The sequence below is a fragment of the Arthrobacter sp. NamB2 genome, assembly GCF_005281365.1.
Classification (GTDB): domain Bacteria; phylum Actinomycetota; class Actinomycetes; order Actinomycetales; family Micrococcaceae; genus Arthrobacter_D.
On record NZ_SZWI01000002.1, the window covers coordinates 196,984 to 214,406 of the forward strand.

A 17,423-nucleotide genomic window follows, 5' to 3' on the forward strand; every position below is an offset into this window, starting at 1 on the left:
AAGGGTCCGGGTCCGGGTCCCGGTCAGGTCGTCACGGCCTGCCGGGATCCGGTGCGAGCGCCGCCCTGTCGATCAGTTCCACGATGCGCTCCCAGGCGCTGGAACCGGGAGTGATGACGTCGAAGTGGTCGCCCGGGACTCGCACGAATTGCGCTGTCGCCCCCGCCGCCGTCGCGGCCTCGACGTAGCTCTCCGACTGGCTCGGAGGAACCGTCGTGTCCTCCTCGCCGTGCACCGCGTAGACGGGGATGTCCAAAGGTATCGCCGTCATCGGGTCGGCGAGGGCATACCGTTCGGCGTCCCCGGGTGTTCCGAGCAGGTTCTCCACGGCCTGGTCGCCGAGTCCGAGTTCCCGGGCTTCCCGAAGGTTCAGCACACCGGCCTGGCTGACGACGGCGGTCAGGGGCACCGTGGGCGTCCCACTACCGGGCGTGCCTGCCGGCAAACCTGACCGCCCGGCAGCCCACACGGCCAGGTGGCCGCCGGCGGAATGCCCCAGCGCCGTTACCGATGTGAAGTCCAGTCCGTGCTCCCTGGCAGCCACAGCCAGATGATCGATGCCCGCGGAGATGTCGTCGAACGTGGCGGGCCAGCCGCCGCCGTCGCCCGCGCGCCGGTATTCGAGGTTCCAGCAGGCGTACCCGCGGTGCACCAGGTCCAGTGCAAGCGGCTCGCCGAGCTCCGCACCGAAGGTCGACCGCCAGTACCCCCCGTGGATGATGACGACGGCGTCGCGCACGCGCCTGTCCTCGGGCGGCAGGTAGAGGTCGGCGAACTGGCTGGGATCATCGCCGTAGCGGTACCGCTGCGGCGCGGGGAGGCTCCTGGTGGAAGCCTTGACGCCACAGGCCGCGAGCAGGGCCGCCCCGACGGCGGACACCAGGGCGAGGACGAAGCGTCGACCCACAGGATTCATGAGGGAAGCGTAACCGTCCCCGGGGTTGGCTACGATGAAGTCTCTCCTCCAGAAAGGCACGGTACATGGGCGCGTGGGATGAACTCGACGAGCGGCTGCGCCCTGTCGTCGAAGCGACCACGCGCGAGTACGAGCGCGTACGGCCGGCCCTCGATCGCGTCACCGTCGCCATGCGGGACAGCATCGCTGCCATCTTCGACGGAAGCGACCTCAACCCCCTGTTCGTGACGGCCCGCACCAAGACGGTGGAGTCCTTCCGGGACAAGGCGTCCCGCACCCTGCCACCGACGGATCCCGGCGCCCCTCCCACCCTCGTGTTCCCGGACCCGCTCCGCAACCTCACCGACCTGGTCGGCGTCCGGATCATCACCACCCTTCCGCACGAGGTCGACCTCGCAGCGAACCTGCTGAAGCGCCAACGCAACGAGTTCGACTGCCGCGGTGACCGCGAGAAGGACATCGGTTCCATCGAGTCCGGCACGTACGGCTATTCGAGCCGGCACCTCATCATGCGCACCATCCACAACGACGTCGTCCGGTCCTTCCAGCAGGCCGTGGACCCCGAGACGAAAGCGGCTGGAAGCTACCTGTTCGAGGTCCAGGTGCGCACCGTCCTCGCCCACGCCTGGTCGGAGATCGAGCACGACATCCGCTTCAAGGCGTCCAATCCGAAGGCGTGGAGCCCCTACTTCGATCGGCAGTTCACCGGTACCGCCGCGATGCTCGAGACCGTGGAGTCGGCGTTCGCCGAACTGCACGAGCGGTACGAGACGGTCACGGGTTTCTGGGACGAGGATGGAGAGGGCAGCGCTCCCCTCACACCGAATCGGATACGCGACGTGTGGCAGACGCTCCTGCCGCACGTCGACCGGAAGTCGGACGACGACTGGGGCTGGGCCGCCGAACTGCTGGCCGCCCACGGCCTGACCACCACGCTCGAACTCGTCTCCCTGCTGCAGGCCGATACCATCACGACGGTCCGCAAGGCTCTGGACCACCGGTACTCGCCCGGTCCGGACCGCCTCCTGGACGACATGCTGTTGTGGCACTACGGCGAGCGCCACATCGACCTGACGGCCGAAGCGCCCGACGCCGACAGCACCTCTCGCCGCGACAGCCTCCAGCGCAGGCGCCGGCAGATGGAGATCTACCGGACGCAGCACCCCGGCGCCTGACGGCTCGCGCCTGCTGCGCATCGCCGGGTTGCCTCACCGGGTGGTGCGTCGGCCCGTCCGGTTCAGGGCCTGTCGGCGACGTGCGTGGACAGGAAGTCGAGGGTCCTGTCCCTGGCCTCGCGCGCCTCGGCATGATCGAGATGGAACTGGTACTCGTGCGGGAGCTCGGGTTCGTGGTTGGCGGGCCAGAAGAGTTCGGTGACCGGAACGCCGACTCCTTTCAGGCGGTTGCTGTACGGGACGGATTGGATCCACGTGAGTCCGTCGCCGTTCCCGCCGCTGATGAACGTCGGCGGGAGATCGCCCGTGACGAAATCGATGGTGGACATGGTGCTACCGGCGTACGTCGAGGACCAGTCGCGGGTGCCCGTGTAGGCCCAGAGTGCGGTCTTGAATCCCCACGCGGGGATGCCGCTGAGGTCCGCCATCGCGCGGAGGTCGTAGACACCGCAATGCAGGATCGTGGCAGCCAGTTCCTCCTTCCGGAGGGCGGGTTCTATCCCCATGAGGTTGGCGTAGTCGGGGTTCACGGTCAGGGTTGCCATCTGGCTCGCGAGCTGGGCACCGGCCGAGTCGCCGGCCAGGACGATGCGGCTGGTGTCGACGTGCAATTCATCGGCGTGCGCCTTGATGTAGGCCAGCGCGTCGTTGATGTCCTGCACTGCCGTGGGGTACGTGGCCTCCGGGGCGATCGGATAGCCCACCCCGATCGTCGTGTAACCCTCCGCGGCGAGAATCCGGAGGTACGGGTCCACGTCGCTCTGCGCGCCGGAGATCCACGCACCGCCATGGATCCACACCACGGTCGGGAGCGGTCCCGTTGTTCCTTCCGGGCTGAAGACATCGAAGACGGCACCGGGCTTGTAGGACACGCCGGTTCGCGTCCGGAGCGGCGCGTCGGGGACGTACGGGGTCATCTCTTCGACGAGGGCCTTGCCGCCCCGCTCGAAGATACTCCGGATCACCAGGGCGGACGGCCACGGCGTAGCGGACACCGCGATGACGATGATCATCGCCAGAACGATGACCTGACCGATCTTCCGTCGTCGCGAGAACCGCCTCCTGGGACGCATCGGTCCCGCACCGGATCGCAGCACCTGCTCCACCGCCGGTGATGCGCCGTCGGGCGACGTCACCCGCGCACCGGTTTCCGTCGATTCCCGTGACTGCCCTGATTCCCGTGATTGCATAGCAGGCTCTCCCCCATTGTGTGTCTCCGAGCAATGCTAGGACCTTCGCGTTCGGCGGAGAACAGGTGGGCAACTCTGCTCACCTCCGGACCCACCCGCGCCTGCCGGTGAGCGACACGTCGCGCCGTCGCCCAACAGCGCATGGCCCGACCCACGGGTGCTGCAATTTCGCAAGACCGGACAACAAAAAGCGGAGGCGGGCTTTGTCCGGGAATCGGCCCTATGGGAACGTTGACGGAGTCTCAGGATGAAGTGCCGGAAAAGGGGAACATGCAGACAACAGACGACAGCCACGTCATGGCGCGATGTGCAGGGCGGAACCGTACGGCGACAAAGGAGCGATCGTGCTGAGCGCACACCTCCAGCAGTGGAGTGTCGTCCAGGCCGTGAGGGAGTCGGGCCTGGGCCTGGACGACATCCTCACCGCCTACCTCGACCTGTCCGGCTGCGCCGCCCACCTCGAAGTGCAGGAATACCTCGACGGCCTGAGGATGCTGCCGGTGAGGGAACGGGACCTGCTGACCCAGGCGGTCAACGAACTGCTGGACTGTGCCGACTCCGCCGTCGCAGGCGCACACTACAGCGACGACGACGCTGCGCCCTTCGCGGCGTACGTCGACCATCTCCCGCAGCTCACACTTCCCACGGACGGATATGACGACGGCATCCCGACCGTCGGGGACAATCACATCAGCAACGACGAGTTCCTCTGACGGTTACCCCCGCCCGACTTCGTCGCGTCGTCGGGTGAGGACTCGTCCAATGTCCAGCCGGTGATGGATTCCAGGTCCTTGCCGGCGTCGCGCGTGTACTGCCACGCTCGTTGACGCTGGTCCTGCAGGTCCTGTCGGAAGCGGGCCTCGGATGCACCCAGTGCCGGCACGCGGTCGATGACGTCCATCGCCAGCTGGAACCTGTCGATCTGATTGAGCATCGCCATGTCGAAGGGCGTCGTCGTGGTGCCCTCCTCCTTGTAGCCACGGACATGCAGGTTCTCGTGGTTGGTGCGCCGATAGGTCAACCGATGGATGAGCCACGGGTAGCCGTGGTAGGCGAAGACCACGGGCTTCGAGGTGGTGAACAGGGTGTCGAAGTCCCGCGCTGACAGCCCATGCGGGTGCTCTGAGCTGTCCTGCAGCCGCATGAGGTCCACGACGTTGACCACGCGGATCTTCAGTCCCGGCACGCCTGCCGTGAGCAGGCCCGCTGCGGCCACTGTCTCGAGCGTCGGCACGTCGCCCGCACAGGCGAGGACGACGTCGGGCTCCACGCCCCCTTCCTCGGAGCCTGCGAAGCCGAGGATGCCGATGCCGCGCTTGACGTGCAGGTGCGCTTCGTCCGGGCCGAACCACGTAGGGGTCGGCTGCTTGCCCGTCACGATCACGTTGACGGTGTCGCGAGTCTGCATGCAGTGCTCGGTCACGGCGAGCATCGTGTTGGCATCCGGGGGCAGGTAGACCCGGATGATGTCCGCCTTCTTGTTGACCACATGGTCGATGAACCCAGGGTCCTGATGGGAGAAGCCGTTGTGGTCCTGCTGCCAGACGTGGCTCGACAGCATGTAGTTGAAGGATGCGATGGGCCGGCGCCAGGACAGCGTACGGTGCACCTTGAGCCACTTAGCGAACTGGTTGAACATCGAGTCGACGATGTGCACGAACGCCTCGTAGCAGTTGAAGACACCGTGCCGGCCGGTGAGCAGGTAGCCCTCGAGCCACCCCTGGCAGAGGTGCTCGCTGAGCACCTCCATCACGCGGCCGGAGCGCGCGAGGTGCTCGTCGACGTCCTCGATGCGCGGCTGCCATACCTTGTCCGTCACCTCGTAGACAGCGGACAGGCGGTTCGACGCCGTCTCGTCCGGCCCGAACAGCCTGAAGTTGTGCGGGTTGCGCTCCATGATGTCCCGCAGATACCCCCCGACGGTCGTCATCGGGCTCACCTTCTCCGTTCCCGGGCGCGTCACCTCGACGGCGTGATCCGCGTAGCGGGGCAATACGAGATCGCGGAGGAGCCAGCCCCCGTTCGCGTAGGGGGTCGCGCTCATCCGCAGGTCGCCGGGAGGCGCAAGTTCCGAGATCTCCGGCCTGAGTTCCCCCGACTCCGTGAACAGCGTCGCGGGGTCGTAGGACCGCATCCACTCCTCGAGCTGGTGCAGGTGCTCCTCGTTGTCGTGGATCCCGGAGAGCGGCACCTGGTGCGCGCGCCAGGTCCCCTCGACGGGCTTGCCGTCCACCTCGGCCGGGCCGGTCCAGCCCTTCGGTGAGCGCAGGACGATCATCGGCCACCGCGCGGCGGCAGCGTCCGCACCTGCCGGAGAGGTCCGCGCCTTGTCCTGGATCGCGAGGATGTCGTCGATGCAGGCGTCCAGGACAGCCGCGAAGTCGCGGTGGGCGTCCTGCGTGGCCGACGGATCGGAGACCGTCACGAAGTGCGGGTCGTAGCCGTAGCCGTACATCAGTTGCCGCAACTGTTCCTCCGGCATGCGGGCCAGCACCGTCGGGTTGGCGATCTTGTATCCGTTGAGGTGCAGGATCGGCAGCACGGCGCCGTCGACGGCAGGGTCGACGAAACTGTTCGAGTGCCAGCTCGTGGCGAGTGGCCCTGTCTCGGCTTCGCCGTCACCCACGACCGCTGCGGCGATCAGCGTCGGGTTGTCGAAGACGGCGCCGTAGGCGTGGGCGAGGGTGTAACCGAGCTCCCCGCCCTCGTGGATGGAGCCGGGTGTCTCGGGCGCGGCGTGGGACGGGATCCCGCCGGGGTAGCTGAACTGCCTGAACAGGGCATTGAGCCCGGCGCCGTCCTTGCCGATGGTGCTGTAGACCTCGGAGTACGTCCCCTCGAGCCATGCATTGGCGACGTTGGCCGGGCCACCGTGGCCGGGGCCGGTGACGAACAGCATCTCCTGCTTGCGCTCGGAGATGACCCGGTTGAGGTGCGCATAGACGAAGTTGAGCCCGGGGGTGGTCCCCCAGTGTCCGAGCAGGCGTGCCTTGACGTCCTCGCTCGCGAGCGGACGCGTCAGCAACGCGTTGTCACGGAGGTAGATCTGCCCCACGGAAATGTAGTTCGCCGCCCGCCACCACGCGTCCAGGCCTGCGATATCAAGACCGGTCATGTATGCCTCCTCGGTTATACGTCATGGTGGTTCCGCCTGGGCGGCGGAGTCAGAGCTCGACGACGACGTCTGACGGCGTCTTGTCGGGGCGCCAGCCCCGCCACACCGGGTGGCGGAGCCGTCCGCTTCCCGTGTGCTCGCTGTACTGGACTTCCCCCACCAGCGCGGGCCGGACCCAGTGCGCGTCCGACGCGTCAGCATTCGGCACGTCGTCGAGCGGGGCCGTCTTACGTGCCAGCTTCCGGAGGCGGGCACCGACCTCGGCGAGATCCCGTTCCGTCAGTCCGGATCCCACGCGGCCCACATATCGCAGGTCGACGCCGTCGGGCACTGCTACGAGCAGCGATCCGACCTTCGCGGTACGGCTGCCCTTGCCGGGGCGCCACCCGACCACCACCACTTCCTGGGTGTGGACGTGCTTGATCTTCACCCAGGACGACGACCGCGCGCCGGGCTGGTAGTCACTCGAGAGGCGCTTGGCCATGATGCCTTCGAGGCCGAGTTGCCGGCTGGCCTCGACTGCCTCCTCCAGCGTCGCATCGAGCGCCGGTGGAACCTGGATGTGACCGTCCTCCGCCTCGTCGACCGCTTTCTCGAGCAGTTCGCGGCGCTGGCAGTACTCCAGTCCGGTGAGATCGTTGCCATCGAGCTCCAGCAGGTCGAACAGCATGAGACGGACCGGCGTCGTCCTGCGGGCCGCCGCTATCTCCGCTGTGTGCGTGAGCTTCATGCGCGTCTGCAGCAGACCGAAGTCCGGACGCCCCTTCCCGTTCAGCGCGACGATCTCGCCGTCCAGCACCGCACTGTCGGCGCTCAGATACTCCCCGAGATCACCGATCTCCGGGTAGGTCACCGTGGTGTCGATGCCGTTCCGGCTCGCGAGGGTGACCCGTCCGTCCCTGACGGTCGCGATACATCGCACGCCGTCCCACTTCATCTCGTACGCCCACTCGTCCGGGTCGGCAATCCCGTGCTCGGAGCCGAGTGTGGCCAGCATCGGGCGGATGACGCCGGCCCCGGAAGCCCGGACTCCTGCGGGCGGGCGCGCAGCCTCGGCGTGCCGGGACGGGCTGTCCGAGGTGCGTGCGCTCCCGGCATCCCTGGCTACCGAGCCGGCGGTCTCCTGGCCCGTCCTCGAGCCGGTACCCGAGCCTGGCTCCTGGCCGGCTTCCCCCTCCTCGTCCCCGGTGGGACTTGCGTGGGAGCCCTGCTGCGCCTCGGCGGGCTGGTCCTTCATCAGGTGGATGAGCCAGTTGCTCTTGCCGTTCGCTCCCCCACCGGTGTTGATCAGGGCATAACGGCGGATAGCGGTACCCCCCCGGGCCAGACCGCCGTCCGGTTTGCCGTGGAGGGTGCAGATGACTTCCTTGCCGTCCCGCCACTTCTCCAGCTCGTACGTTCCGGCATCCCAGATGGCGACGTCGCCCCCACCGTATTCCCCTTTGGGAATAGTTCCTTCGAAGGAGCCGTAGTCGAGGGGGTGGTCCTCCGTCTGCACTGCCAGGTGGTTCTTGCTCGGCGTCAGGGGCGGACCTTTCGGAATGGCCCATGACACGAGCACGCCGTCGCGCTCCAGGCGAAAATCGTAGTGGAGCCGTCGGGCGTGGTGTTCCTGGATGACGAAGCTGTTGCCTCCCGGCGGTCCCACCGCGTCAGGGACCGGTTCGGGTGTCTTCGTGGCGTCCCGCATCGCCCGGTACGTGGACAGCCGGTCCGACGGCGCAGCGTTTCCACCGGCCTCGTCGTCCCCGCCGGCGTCAACGGACGTCGTTGCCGGGGCGAGCACGTCACCCAGGGACTCCACCCGCTGCATCACCTCGTGGTAGTCGAGGTGGCCCAGGTCCTCGTCATCGAGTTCCTCCCACGTGCGCGGCGCGGCGACGGTCGGCTGGAACCGTCCGCGCAGCGAGTAGGGACTGACCGTCGTCTTGTTGGCGTTGTTCTGGCTCCAGTCCACGAGCACCTTGCCCGAGCGCAACGCCTTCTTCATGTCACTGACGGCCAGGTCCGGATGGTCCGCCTCGAGGGCGCGGGCCAGTTCGTGCGCGACGGCGGAGACCTGCTCGGATGTCTGCCCTCCGTCGAGGGCGCAGTAGAGGTGGATGCCCTTCGATCCGCTGGTGACAGGGTAGGGCTCGAGTCCCATGTCCTGCAGGATCGGCCGCGCAAGCCGTGCCACCTCTGCGCACTCCGCGATCCCTGCTCCGTCCCCCGGGTCCAGGTCCAGCACGAGGCGGTCGGGATTGCCCTTCGCACCGTCGGCCCCGAAACGCCACTGCGGCACATGGATCTCGATCGCCGCGATCTGGCCCAGCCAGGTCAGCGTCGCGAGGTCGTTGACCATGGGGTAGACGTTGACGTGATCCTTGTGCTGGATGGCGTTGCGCGGCACCCAGGAGGGCGCGTTGTCGTCGATGTTCTTCTGGAAGAACACCTGGCCCGGCTCGTCCGGTGTGCCCACACCGTGCACCCAGCGCTTCCGCGTGACGGGACGATGGCCTGCGTGCCGGATCAGGTGGGGAGCCACTGCGGCGTAGTAGGCCAGGACATCGGCCTTGGTCGTTCCCGTCGCCGGGTACAGCACCTTGTCCAGATTGGACAGCCGGAGCGTGCGCCCGTCCACGGTGACGGTCTGTTGCCGGGCAGAGCTCGGAGGGGCCATTCACCCAGTCTCGACCGGATACGCGCGGGATGCCAGTGGCAATCAGCCGATCGGTGACGCGTGGAGGGGCGGCGCCGCGTGTCCTAGTCGACGAACTGCGCCCGGTAGCGATCGACGTAGATGTCCCAGAGTGCCGGATCCTGGCCGAGGTTCCGCTTGTTGAGGAAGTCGTCCAGGCCGGCGATCGTGAGGTGCCAGCCGGCTGCCATCGTCGGCGAGTGCCGGGGGCTGCCCGGCGTCAGGTGGAGCACGAGCTGCGTACCGTTGTCGCCCGTCCGCGCGAGCTCCCAGCGCAAGCTGTCCGTCTCCCAGGTATAGGCGAGGAGGCGTGGGCGCTCCGCCTCGAGGACCACCCCGCGCAGTGGCTTCTGGTCCGCGTACCGGAAGAGGATCTCCTCGTCCTTCCGCGGTTCGAACTCCATCTCGCAGGGGAACCAGTACTTCAGCTTGTCCGCCTCGGTCAGGTGCTTCCACAGGACGGTCGGCGGGAACGCGAACTGGAACTCCAGGCGCAGCACGGTGGCGCCGTCGTCGCTGGTTGTCTTGCTGACGATGGGCTCTACGGTCTCGGAAGTCACCCCTCAAGTCTAGGGGTGGACCGAGGGCATCCTCTGGCCCACTAAGCCTGCTTGGTGTTGACTTGACCCATGAGAGCCATCTGGAAGGGTGCGGTTGCATTCGGGCTGGTCAATGTGCCGGTCAAGGTCTACAGCGCCACCGAGGACCACGACATCTCCCTGCACCAGGTGCACGACAAGGACGGCGGTCGCATCCGCTACCAGCGGCGCTGCGAGATCTGCAGCGAGATCGTGGACTTCAAGCACATCGACAAGGCCTACGACGACGGCGAGCACACCGTCGTCCTCACGGACGAGGATCTCGCCTCCCTTCCGGTCGAGAAGAGCCGGGAGATCGAGGTGGTGGAATTCGTCCCGAGCGAGCAGATCGACCCGATCATGTACGACCGCGCCTACTACCTCGAGCCCGACAGCACCTCCACGAAGGCCTACGTCCTGCTTCGGCGGACCCTCGAGGACACGGAGCGCACCGCGATCGTGCAGTTCTCCCTCCGCCAGAAGAGCCGCCTGGCCGCGCTGCGGGTCCGCGGCGACGTCCTCATGCTGCAGACGCTGCTCTGGGATGACGAGGTCCGGGAGGCGTCCTTCCCCGCCCTCGAGGAGAAGGTGCGCATCTCCGCGAAGGAGAAGCAGATGTCCGCCGCCCTCGTCGATTCCTTCTCCACGGATTTCGATCCGGAGAACTTCACCGACGAGTACCAGGTCCAGCTGCGCACCCTGATCGACGCGAAGATCGAGAAGGGCGACACGCTCGACACCGAGGAGACCTTCGGTACGGACGCGAGCGAGGACGACGGCGACAACGTGCTGGATCTCATGGAGGCCCTGCGCCGGAGCGTCGAGAAGAACCGTGAGAAGAAGGCCGAGACCAAGAAGACCTCCGGCACCTCCAAGAAGAAGGGCGCGTGATGGGATTCTTCACCGACAGCCTGGGGCGCCAGACGATCGCCCAGAAGCCCAACGCACCGATCCTCGGCTGGGCACTGCTCGGCGCCGCGTCCCTCATGGCGCTCGAGGAGGAAAACCGCGAGCGCCTGCGCCGGGCCAGTGCAGCCTGTCTCGCCCTCTGGGCGGCGCTCGAGGTGGTCTCGGGCCGGAGCGGGTTCCGTCGCAGCGCCGGCGCCCTGACGCTGTCCTGGCTTGCTCGCCGTATCCAGGACTGATGCGCCCCTAGCGCCCCTCGAACACGTCCGGCACGCCGTCGTTGTCGGCGTCGATCTGCTCCTGCGCCTCGATCTCGCGGTAGCGCTTGTTGCGCCGCCGCAGCAGGATTGCCGCTGCAAGCGCGGCGATCAGGGACCCTGCCAGGATCGCGACCTTTGCGTGGTCGTCCTCCGGTGTTCCCTGCCCGAACCCGAGTTCGCTGATCAGCAGCGACACCGTGAACCCGACACCGGCCAGCAGAGCCACGCCGATGATGTCCACCCAGGCGAGGTCCGGGTCGAGGCTGGCCTTCGTGGTCCTCGTGACGGCGAACGTCGCGATCAGGATGCCGACCGGCTTGCCGATCACCAGTGCCACCATGATGCCGATGGCGATGGGATCGGTGATAGCACTGACGAGTCCCTCGATGCCGCCGATCGCGACTCCTGCGCTGAAGAATGCGAACACCGGCACCGCGAACCCGGCCGAGACGGGGCGGATGCGGTGCTCGAGGGTGTCGGCGAGGCCGTCGGGGGCGACGTCGTGCGCCTGCGTGGGCCCGTCGTCATCCTGCACGGTTATGGGGTGCACCACGACGTCCCCAGCCGCCTTCCTGCCCTTCGGCAGCACCGGGATGGCGAATCCGAGAAGCACACCGGCCACCGTGGCGTGCACCCCCGACTCGTGCACGAGTGCCCACACCACGAAGCCGATGGGCAGGAGGATGAGCCAGGGCGCCCAGACGTTGCGCTGGAAGAAGGTGGGGAAGCGCTGCGCAAGGAAGGCGAAGAGCGCGAGCGGGACGATCGCGAACAGCAGCGGGGGCGCCTGGATGTCCTCGGAGTAGAAGAAGGCGATGATGCTGATAGCGAGGAGGTCGTCGACGACGGCCAGCGTGAGCAGGAAGATCCGCAGCGCGCTCGGCAGGGACGAACCGACGACGGCGAGGACCGCGACGGCGAAGGCGATGTCGGTGGCGGTCGGGATGGCCCAGCCGCGCAGCGCCTCCGGTCCCGCGGTGGCAGTGATGGCGACGTAGACCAGCGCGGGAACGACGACACCGCCGACGGCGGCAGCGACGGGCACGACGGCGCGGTCGAACTTCCGGAGATCACCGGCAACGAACTCGCGCTTCAGTTCCAGCCCTGCAAGGAAGAAGAAGATGGCGAGCAGACCGTCCGCGGCCCAGGCCCCGACGCTGAGTTCGAGGTGCCACGGTTCGTAGCCGAACCGGAAGTCCCGCACCAGGAAGTACGCGTCGGCGGCCGGCGAGTTCGCGAGGATCAGGGCCAGGATCGTGGCCAGGAGGAGGAGTGCGCCGCCCACCGTCTCCTTGCGCAGGATCGTCGAGATCCGCAGGTGCTCCGGGTAGCTGCTGCGTGTGAAGACGTGGCTGCCGGGCGGTGCGGAGGGTTGGGGAGAGGCTGGCTGTGTGTTCATCGGGAGTCCTTCGGTCGGGCACGCTCAGGGGAGCGCCGACCAGACTTCCCGGCTCACCAGAGCTTCAAGCCTAGCCTGAATGGACGGTCGCTGTCTCCGCGGTCCTACACCAGCGAGCTGAACAGCTCGGCCTTGCGCGTCGGCCCGGCGACGATGATCTCGTCGTCGTCGTACAGCGTGGTCTCGGCCGTCGTGTAGTCCCATCCGCCGCCCTTCCGTTTGACCGCGACCACGGTGACGCCGTACCGGGCGCGCAGTCCGGTGGTGCCGAGCTCCCGGTCCCAGTACTCGCGCGGCGGGCGGGTCTTGACCATCGCGAAGTTGTCCTCGAACTCCACGTAGTCGAGCATCGTCCCGCGGACCAGGTGTGCCACGCGCTTGCCCATGTCGTGCTCTGGCCGGATCACGCGTTCCACGCCGAGTTGGGAGAGGATCTGCGCGTGCGGCTCGCTGATGGCCTTCGCCCAGATGGTAGGGCGGTCGAAACGCAGGAGGATCGACGTCGTCAGGATGCTCGCCTCCAGGTCGCTGCCGATACCCACGACGACGCGGTCGAACTCGGGCAGTGACAGTTGGCGCAGCGCCTCCTCCCTGGTGGTGTCCGCCCGGACCACGTGCGTCAACCGCCCGTTGTAGGACTGGACGATGTCCTCGTCGTTGTCGATCCCGAGGACCTCCGTCCCCGCGTCCTCGAGTTCGAGCGCGAGTGCGCCGCCGAACCTGCCGAGGCCGATCACTGCCACAGAATCGGCGGCTGCGATCGCCTCGGTCGGCGTGGAGGAGAAGATGCGTTGCCTAGCCAATGAGGGGCCTTTCCTTCGGGTACTCGTAGTAGAGGGGTTTCGAGCGGAGTGCGAGAGCTGAGGCGAGGGTCACCGGACCGAGCCGCCCCGCGAACATCACGACGATGAGGACGACCTGGCCCGTGGGTGGGATGCCTGCCGTGATACCGGTGGAGAGCCCGACCGTGGAGAAGGCGGAGATCACCTCGAAGAGGATGCGGTCCAGCCCGAAATCCGTGACGAGCATGAGGAACATCGTCGCCGCGGTCACGAGTCCGACGGCGAGCAGGACGATGGAGATGGCCTGCCGGTGCACCGAGCGGGGCAGACGCTTGCCGAAGACGTTGACCGCCGTGCCGCCGCTGATCTCCGTGTAGAGGATGAAGAACAGCACGCCGAACGTCGTGATCTTCAGGCCACCGGCCGTACCGGCGGGACCTGCACCGATGAACATGAGCACGTCCATGGCCAGGAGCGTGACCGGATCGAGGTGCGCGAAATCCACGCTGTTGAAGCCCGCCGTGCGTGTCATGGTGGACTGGAAGAACCCTGCGAGGATGCGCTCCTCCGCAGGCAGGGCACCGAGGGTCGCAGGATTGGACCACTCGACGGCCGTGATGAAGAGCGCTCCGACGACCAGGAGGATGATGGTGCCGCCGAGCACCAGCCTGGTGTTCGTGTGCCACTTCCGCGGATACCGGAAGTTCCGCCGCAACTCGAAGAGGACCGGGAACCCGAGCCCTCCGATGATCACCGCGCCGCAGATCGGGAGACAGATCCATGGATCGCCCACGAAGCCGATCAGGTTGTCGCTGAAGAGCGCGAAGCCCGCATTGTTGAAGGACGAGATCGAGTGGAAGACCCCGAGCCACACCGCTTCCCCGAGCCCGTAGCCGTAACCGAGGAAGAAGCGCGCGGCGAGCAGCACCGCAGTCACCGACTCCACGAGCAGCGTGATCCGCAGGACGCCGAGGAGCACGTTGCGCACGTCGCCGAAACCTACGCTCTTCGTTTCGGCTGCCGCCGAGATCCGTGATCGCAGGCCCATGCGGCGGGCCAGGAGCACACCGAGGAGCGAGGCGAAGGACATGATCCCGAACCCGCCCACCTGGATCAGGGCGAGGATGATGACGTGCCCGCTGCCGGTCCAGTAGACGGGGGTGTCGACGACGATCAACCCGGTCACGCAGACGGCCGAGGTCGCGGTGAACAGAGCCTCGAGGAATGTGGCGCTGCCCGGACCCACCCTCGACGTCGGGAGCATCAACAGGCCTGTGCCGACGAGGATTGCCGCCGCGAACCCGAGCACGATCACCTGGGCGGGGTGACGTGGACTGAGGTGTTTCGCCCACGCACCGGTGGTTCGGACGAACCTGCGCGCGTCGGCGGCGACGGATGGTACCGATCTCCGGAGGGTATCCCTGCTCGAACTCACGGGAATGCTCCGACCTCCGGGTGATGAAGTGACCGGTGCGGCGGTCGCACCAATCGATCATTCAATCCGATGCCCGGTGGCCGGAGCGGCGTCTTTACGCTTTCTTGATGCAGGCCCTACCGGCGCGCCCTCCGCGTCAGCAGGTTCCCGGGTACCCGGCTACGCAGAACGCTGTCAGCCATTTAGCACGCGGATCAGGTCACGGATCGAGGGGACTTCATGATCCGGACGCGTCATGGTGGCCGGGTAGGGCGTGCCCTCCCGGTTGAGCCAGACGGTGCGGAGACCCGCACGCGCTGCACCGTCGACGTCCCAGGGGTGCACGGCGACCAGCACGACGTCGTCCGCTGACCTCTGCAGTGTTTCCAGGGCATGGGAGTAGGACTCCGGCGCAGGTTTCCAGCGCGGCGCGTCCTCGACGGACAGGACGGCATCGACGGCGTCCCTGATGCCGCCGCGGTCGAGCAGCGCTTCTGCCGTGGACGCCGCACCGTTGGTGAGCACCGCGACGGCGACTCCTCCGGCACGCAGTGCCCGGATACCGTCGGCGACGTCCGCGTGCACCGGGAGGTCCTGCAGCGCCGCCATCACGTGCTCCACGGCATCATCAACGCCCCTGTTCAGGACCTGATCCGCGAGGACCACCCGCAGGGCTTCCGCTGCGACGTCATGGAAGGCTACGTTCTGTCCGACGGCGGTCAGCGCGAATCCGTCCCGGAGCACGGAGGCGAACCACAGGGCTGCCAACGGGGCCGGCGCTCCGATCTCCTCGAAATGCTGGGACATGCGGCCCGTGTCCGAGAGGGTGCCGTTGACGTCGAACAGCGCTAGGGGCGGTGCCATTACTGGCGGTACCCCTCCACCTGGCTGATCGGACGAGCATCGGCATCAGCGGGATTCTCGCCGGCGTCGGCCTTCGCCCGGCGCTGGCGGAGCAGGTCCCAGCACTGGTCGAGGTCCTCCTCGACGCGCTTCAGCCTGGCAGCGTGATCCTGGTGGGCCTCGCCGGCGCCGGCGTCCTGGGGCTGGTCGCGGAGCTCGTGCTCCTCCTGCACGAGTGCCTGGATGCGCTGCAGAATGTCCTGGTTGTCCATGGTGCGTTCCCTTCGTCATGGCGTGCCGCGGCATGCGGAACGCCCGCCCGGCTTCCCGTTCAGGCTACTGAGGACGGGGGGCAAAGACCAGCGCCCGCAGGACGGGGGACGCAGGCGCCGGTACGCGCAGAATTTGGAGCGGAGCCCGGATGGCCTAAGCTGTTGGAGAACCAATTGCCTGTGTAGCTCAGTCTGGTAGAGCATCCGCTTCACACGCGGAAGGCCCGGGGATCGAGGCCCCGCGCAGGCACGAGGATCATCTGGAAGGCCCGTATCGATACATCGGTACGGGCCTTTCTGCGTGCCAGGGCGTTCGTTCTGGGCGAACAGAAACGCTTAGCACTCGAAAGGCGTGAGTGCTAATATTTTCCTAGTTGAGCGAAGGGCGCTCAACCCAAAACCGACCACCTGCCGGTGGCACAGACGAAGGAGTTGTTTCCAGTGGCCATGAAGTTTGATCCGTTCCGCGAGCTGGACCGCGTTGCCGGCGCTCTTTTGGAAAGCCGTCCCGGTCTCCGTCTCATGCCGATGGACCTGTACCGCGAGAAGGACCACTACGTCCTCTCCGCGGATCTTCCGGGCATCGATCCCGGCTCGGTCGACATCGACGTCGACGGCCAGCTCCTGACCATTCGCGCCGAGCGCACACTGCGCGGCGCCGAGGGCGTCAAGTGGCTGACGCGCGAGCGCGAGAGCGGCTCGTTCCTCCGCCAGCTCAACCTCGGCCAGGGCGTCGACACCGAGGGCATCTCCGCCCGCTACGAGAACGGCGTCCTCAGCGTGACGATCCCCGTGAGCGAGCGCGCGAAGCCTCGCAAGATCGAGATCATCAGCGGTGAGTCCTCGGTGCCGGTCGAGTCCACGGCGGTCGGTTCCCCCGAACGCCAGGAAGCGGTCGAGGCATAATCCTCGCCGAACTGCAGCACCCCCGGGCGGTGTCCGGGGGTGCTGCAGTTAAGGGGGCAGGAGTTGAAGAGCCAGAATCTGCTTGCGGGCTGATGCTGCGAATGCAAAGGATGGAGTCATGGACTTCACACCGAGCGCAGCAATAGTCACCGGTTCCGACTCCGGCATCGGCCGGGCCACAGCCCTGGCCCTCGCAGGCCTGGGCTGTGACGTCGGCATCACCTGGCACTCGGACCAGGAGGGCGCGGAGGAGACCGCGCGGCTGGTCCGCGAGAAGGGCGTGCGGGCCGCCGTCGCCCAGCTGGACACGACGGACGCTCCGGCGTGCGGAGACGTCGTGGACCAGTTGGCCCACGAACTCGGCGGGCTCGACGTCTTCGTCAACAACGCAGGCGTCAACGGTGGAACCATGTTCATGGAGACGGACTGGAACACGTGGCGGGGCACCGTGGGGGCGAACCTCGACGGCGCCTTCGTGTGCATCCAGCGCGCTGCACGCCACATGATCGACGGCGGCAAGGGCGGTCGCATCATCGCGGTCACCAGCGTCCACCAGGAGCAGCCTCGTGTCGGATCCGCAGCCTACGACGCCTCCAAGCACGGCCTCGGCGGCCTCATCCGCACCGTCGCGCTCGAACTGGCCGACCGTGGCATCACCGCCAACGCCGTGCTGCCCGGCGAGATCAACACTCCCATGAACAACTCCGCGGAACAGGATCCACACACCATGGACCGCCCGGGCATCCCGCTGGGCCGCCCCGGCGCGCCGGAGGAGATCGCCGACGTCGTCGCCTTCCTCGCATCGGGTGCCTCCAGCTATGTCAACGGCGCGTCGTTCGTGGTGGACGGCGGAATGCTCCTCATGGGACCGCAGGCGGGCTCGCACCTCTCGAGCGGAGACTGGCGCACTCTCTGACCGGGAGCGTGTGAGCACTGCCACAACTTTCAGCGCTCGTTCATAAGGCGTTCAGGGAGCACCGCTAGCGT

General features: G+C 67.3%; 16 protein-coding genes and 1 tRNA gene. 7 read left to right on the top strand and 10 right to left on the bottom strand.

Features of this window, described 5'->3' with window-relative positions; all coding sequences use genetic code 11:
• Positions 1-31 precede the first annotated feature (31 nt).
• Positions 32-916: an alpha/beta hydrolase family protein gene (locus tag FDK12_RS04585; RefSeq protein WP_137368467.1), complete on the bottom strand. Its 885-nt coding sequence runs from the start codon at positions 914-916 to the stop codon at positions 32-34.
• 65 nt (positions 917-981) lie between these two features.
• Between FDK12_RS04585 and FDK12_RS04590 the strand changes: the two genes are divergently transcribed.
• On the top strand, positions 982-2,091 hold the full coding sequence (locus tag FDK12_RS04590) for a GTP pyrophosphokinase family protein (RefSeq protein WP_137368468.1): 1,110 nt from the start codon (positions 982-984) through the stop codon (positions 2,089-2,091).
• 62 nt (positions 2,092-2,153) lie between these two features.
• Here the strand turns inward: FDK12_RS04590 and FDK12_RS04595 are convergent, their stop codons facing one another.
• The gene (locus FDK12_RS04595; RefSeq protein ID WP_137368469.1) at positions 2,154-3,281 is read right to left on the bottom strand and encodes an alpha/beta hydrolase; all 1,128 of its coding nucleotides are present in this window, start codon (positions 3,279-3,281) and stop codon (positions 2,154-2,156) included.
• Positions 3,282-3,625: 344 nt separating this feature from the next.
• Between FDK12_RS04595 and FDK12_RS04600 the strand changes: the two genes are divergently transcribed.
• The gene (locus FDK12_RS04600; protein WP_137368470.1) at positions 3,626-3,994 is read left to right on the top strand and encodes a hypothetical protein; all 369 of its coding nucleotides are present in this window, start codon (positions 3,626-3,628) and stop codon (positions 3,992-3,994) included.
• Here the strand turns inward: FDK12_RS04600 and FDK12_RS04605 are convergent.
• The 3 genes from FDK12_RS04605 to FDK12_RS04615 form a co-directional block, all read right to left on the bottom strand.
• Positions 3,967-6,396 carry a phosphoketolase gene (locus FDK12_RS04605; RefSeq protein ID WP_137368471.1) on the bottom strand — a complete coding sequence of 810 codons (2,430 nt, stop codon included), beginning with the start codon at positions 6,394-6,396 and terminating at the stop codon, positions 3,967-3,969. The genes FDK12_RS04600 and FDK12_RS04605 overlap by 28 nt on opposite strands.
• Positions 6,397-6,445: 49 nt before the next feature.
• The gene (locus tag FDK12_RS04610) at positions 6,446-9,058 is read right to left on the bottom strand and encodes an ATP-dependent DNA ligase (RefSeq protein ID WP_137368472.1); all 2,613 of its coding nucleotides are present in this window, start codon (positions 9,056-9,058) and stop codon (positions 6,446-6,448) included.
• Between the two features lie 83 nt (positions 9,059-9,141).
• On the bottom strand, positions 9,142-9,636 hold the full coding sequence (locus FDK12_RS04615; protein ID WP_137368473.1) for an SRPBCC domain-containing protein: 495 nt from the start codon (positions 9,634-9,636) through the stop codon (positions 9,142-9,144).
• 69 nt (positions 9,637-9,705) lie between these two features.
• Here FDK12_RS04615 and FDK12_RS04620 point away from each other — a divergent pair, with 69 nt between their 5' ends.
• Together FDK12_RS04620 and FDK12_RS04625 are read left to right on the top strand one after the other, a co-directional pair.
• Entirely contained in the window at positions 9,706-10,545 is an 840-nt protein-coding gene (locus tag FDK12_RS04620) for a Ku protein (RefSeq protein ID WP_104116594.1), read from the top strand.
• A complete protein-coding gene (locus FDK12_RS04625) occupies positions 10,545-10,799 on the top strand; it encodes a hypothetical protein (protein WP_137368474.1) in 255 nt (84 codons plus the stop codon). Before FDK12_RS04620 ends, FDK12_RS04625 begins: the two co-directional genes overlap by 1 nt.
• Positions 10,800-10,806: 7 nt before the next feature.
• Here the strand turns inward: FDK12_RS04625 and nhaA are convergent, their stop codons facing one another.
• The 5 genes from nhaA to FDK12_RS04650 all read right to left on the bottom strand — a co-directional run bounded on the left by nhaA (position 10,807) and on the right by FDK12_RS04650 (position 15,530).
• Positions 10,807-12,219, bottom strand: a complete 1,413-nt coding sequence (gene nhaA, locus FDK12_RS04630) for a Na+/H+ antiporter NhaA (RefSeq protein ID WP_137368475.1) — start codon at positions 12,217-12,219, stop codon at positions 10,807-10,809.
• Between the two features lie 104 nt (positions 12,220-12,323).
• On the bottom strand, positions 12,324-13,022 hold the full coding sequence (locus tag FDK12_RS04635) for a potassium channel family protein (RefSeq protein WP_223263089.1): 699 nt from the start codon (positions 13,020-13,022) through the stop codon (positions 12,324-12,326).
• A complete protein-coding gene (locus FDK12_RS04640) occupies positions 13,015-14,316 on the bottom strand; it encodes a potassium transporter TrkG (RefSeq protein WP_223263128.1) in 1,302 nt (433 codons plus the stop codon). Before FDK12_RS04640 ends, FDK12_RS04635 begins: the two co-directional genes overlap by 8 nt.
• 294 nt (positions 14,317-14,610) lie before the next feature.
• Complete coding sequence (locus FDK12_RS04645; RefSeq protein ID WP_137368477.1) at positions 14,611-15,279, bottom strand: haloacid dehalogenase type II; 669 nt, start codon at positions 15,277-15,279, stop codon at positions 14,611-14,613.
• Positions 15,279-15,530, bottom strand: a complete 252-nt coding sequence (locus FDK12_RS04650) for a DUF2630 family protein (protein WP_104116589.1) — start codon at positions 15,528-15,530, stop codon at positions 15,279-15,281. Before FDK12_RS04650 ends, FDK12_RS04645 begins: the two co-directional genes overlap by 1 nt.
• Before the next feature lie 176 nt (positions 15,531-15,706).
• Here FDK12_RS04650 and FDK12_RS04655 point away from each other — a divergent pair.
• The 3 genes from FDK12_RS04655 to FDK12_RS04665 all read left to right on the top strand — a co-directional run bounded on the left by FDK12_RS04655 (position 15,707) and on the right by FDK12_RS04665 (position 17,352).
• Positions 15,707-15,780: transfer RNA gene (locus tag FDK12_RS04655), tRNA-Val, on the top strand.
• A 197-nt stretch (positions 15,781-15,977) separates the two neighbouring features.
• Entirely contained in the window at positions 15,978-16,436 is a 459-nt protein-coding gene (locus FDK12_RS04660; protein ID WP_137368790.1) for an Hsp20/alpha crystallin family protein, read from the top strand.
• A gap of 118 nt (positions 16,437-16,554) precedes the next feature.
• Positions 16,555-17,352, top strand: a complete 798-nt coding sequence (locus FDK12_RS04665) for an SDR family oxidoreductase (RefSeq protein WP_137368478.1) — start codon at positions 16,555-16,557, stop codon at positions 17,350-17,352.
• The last annotated feature ends 71 nt before the right edge of the window (positions 17,353-17,423 follow it).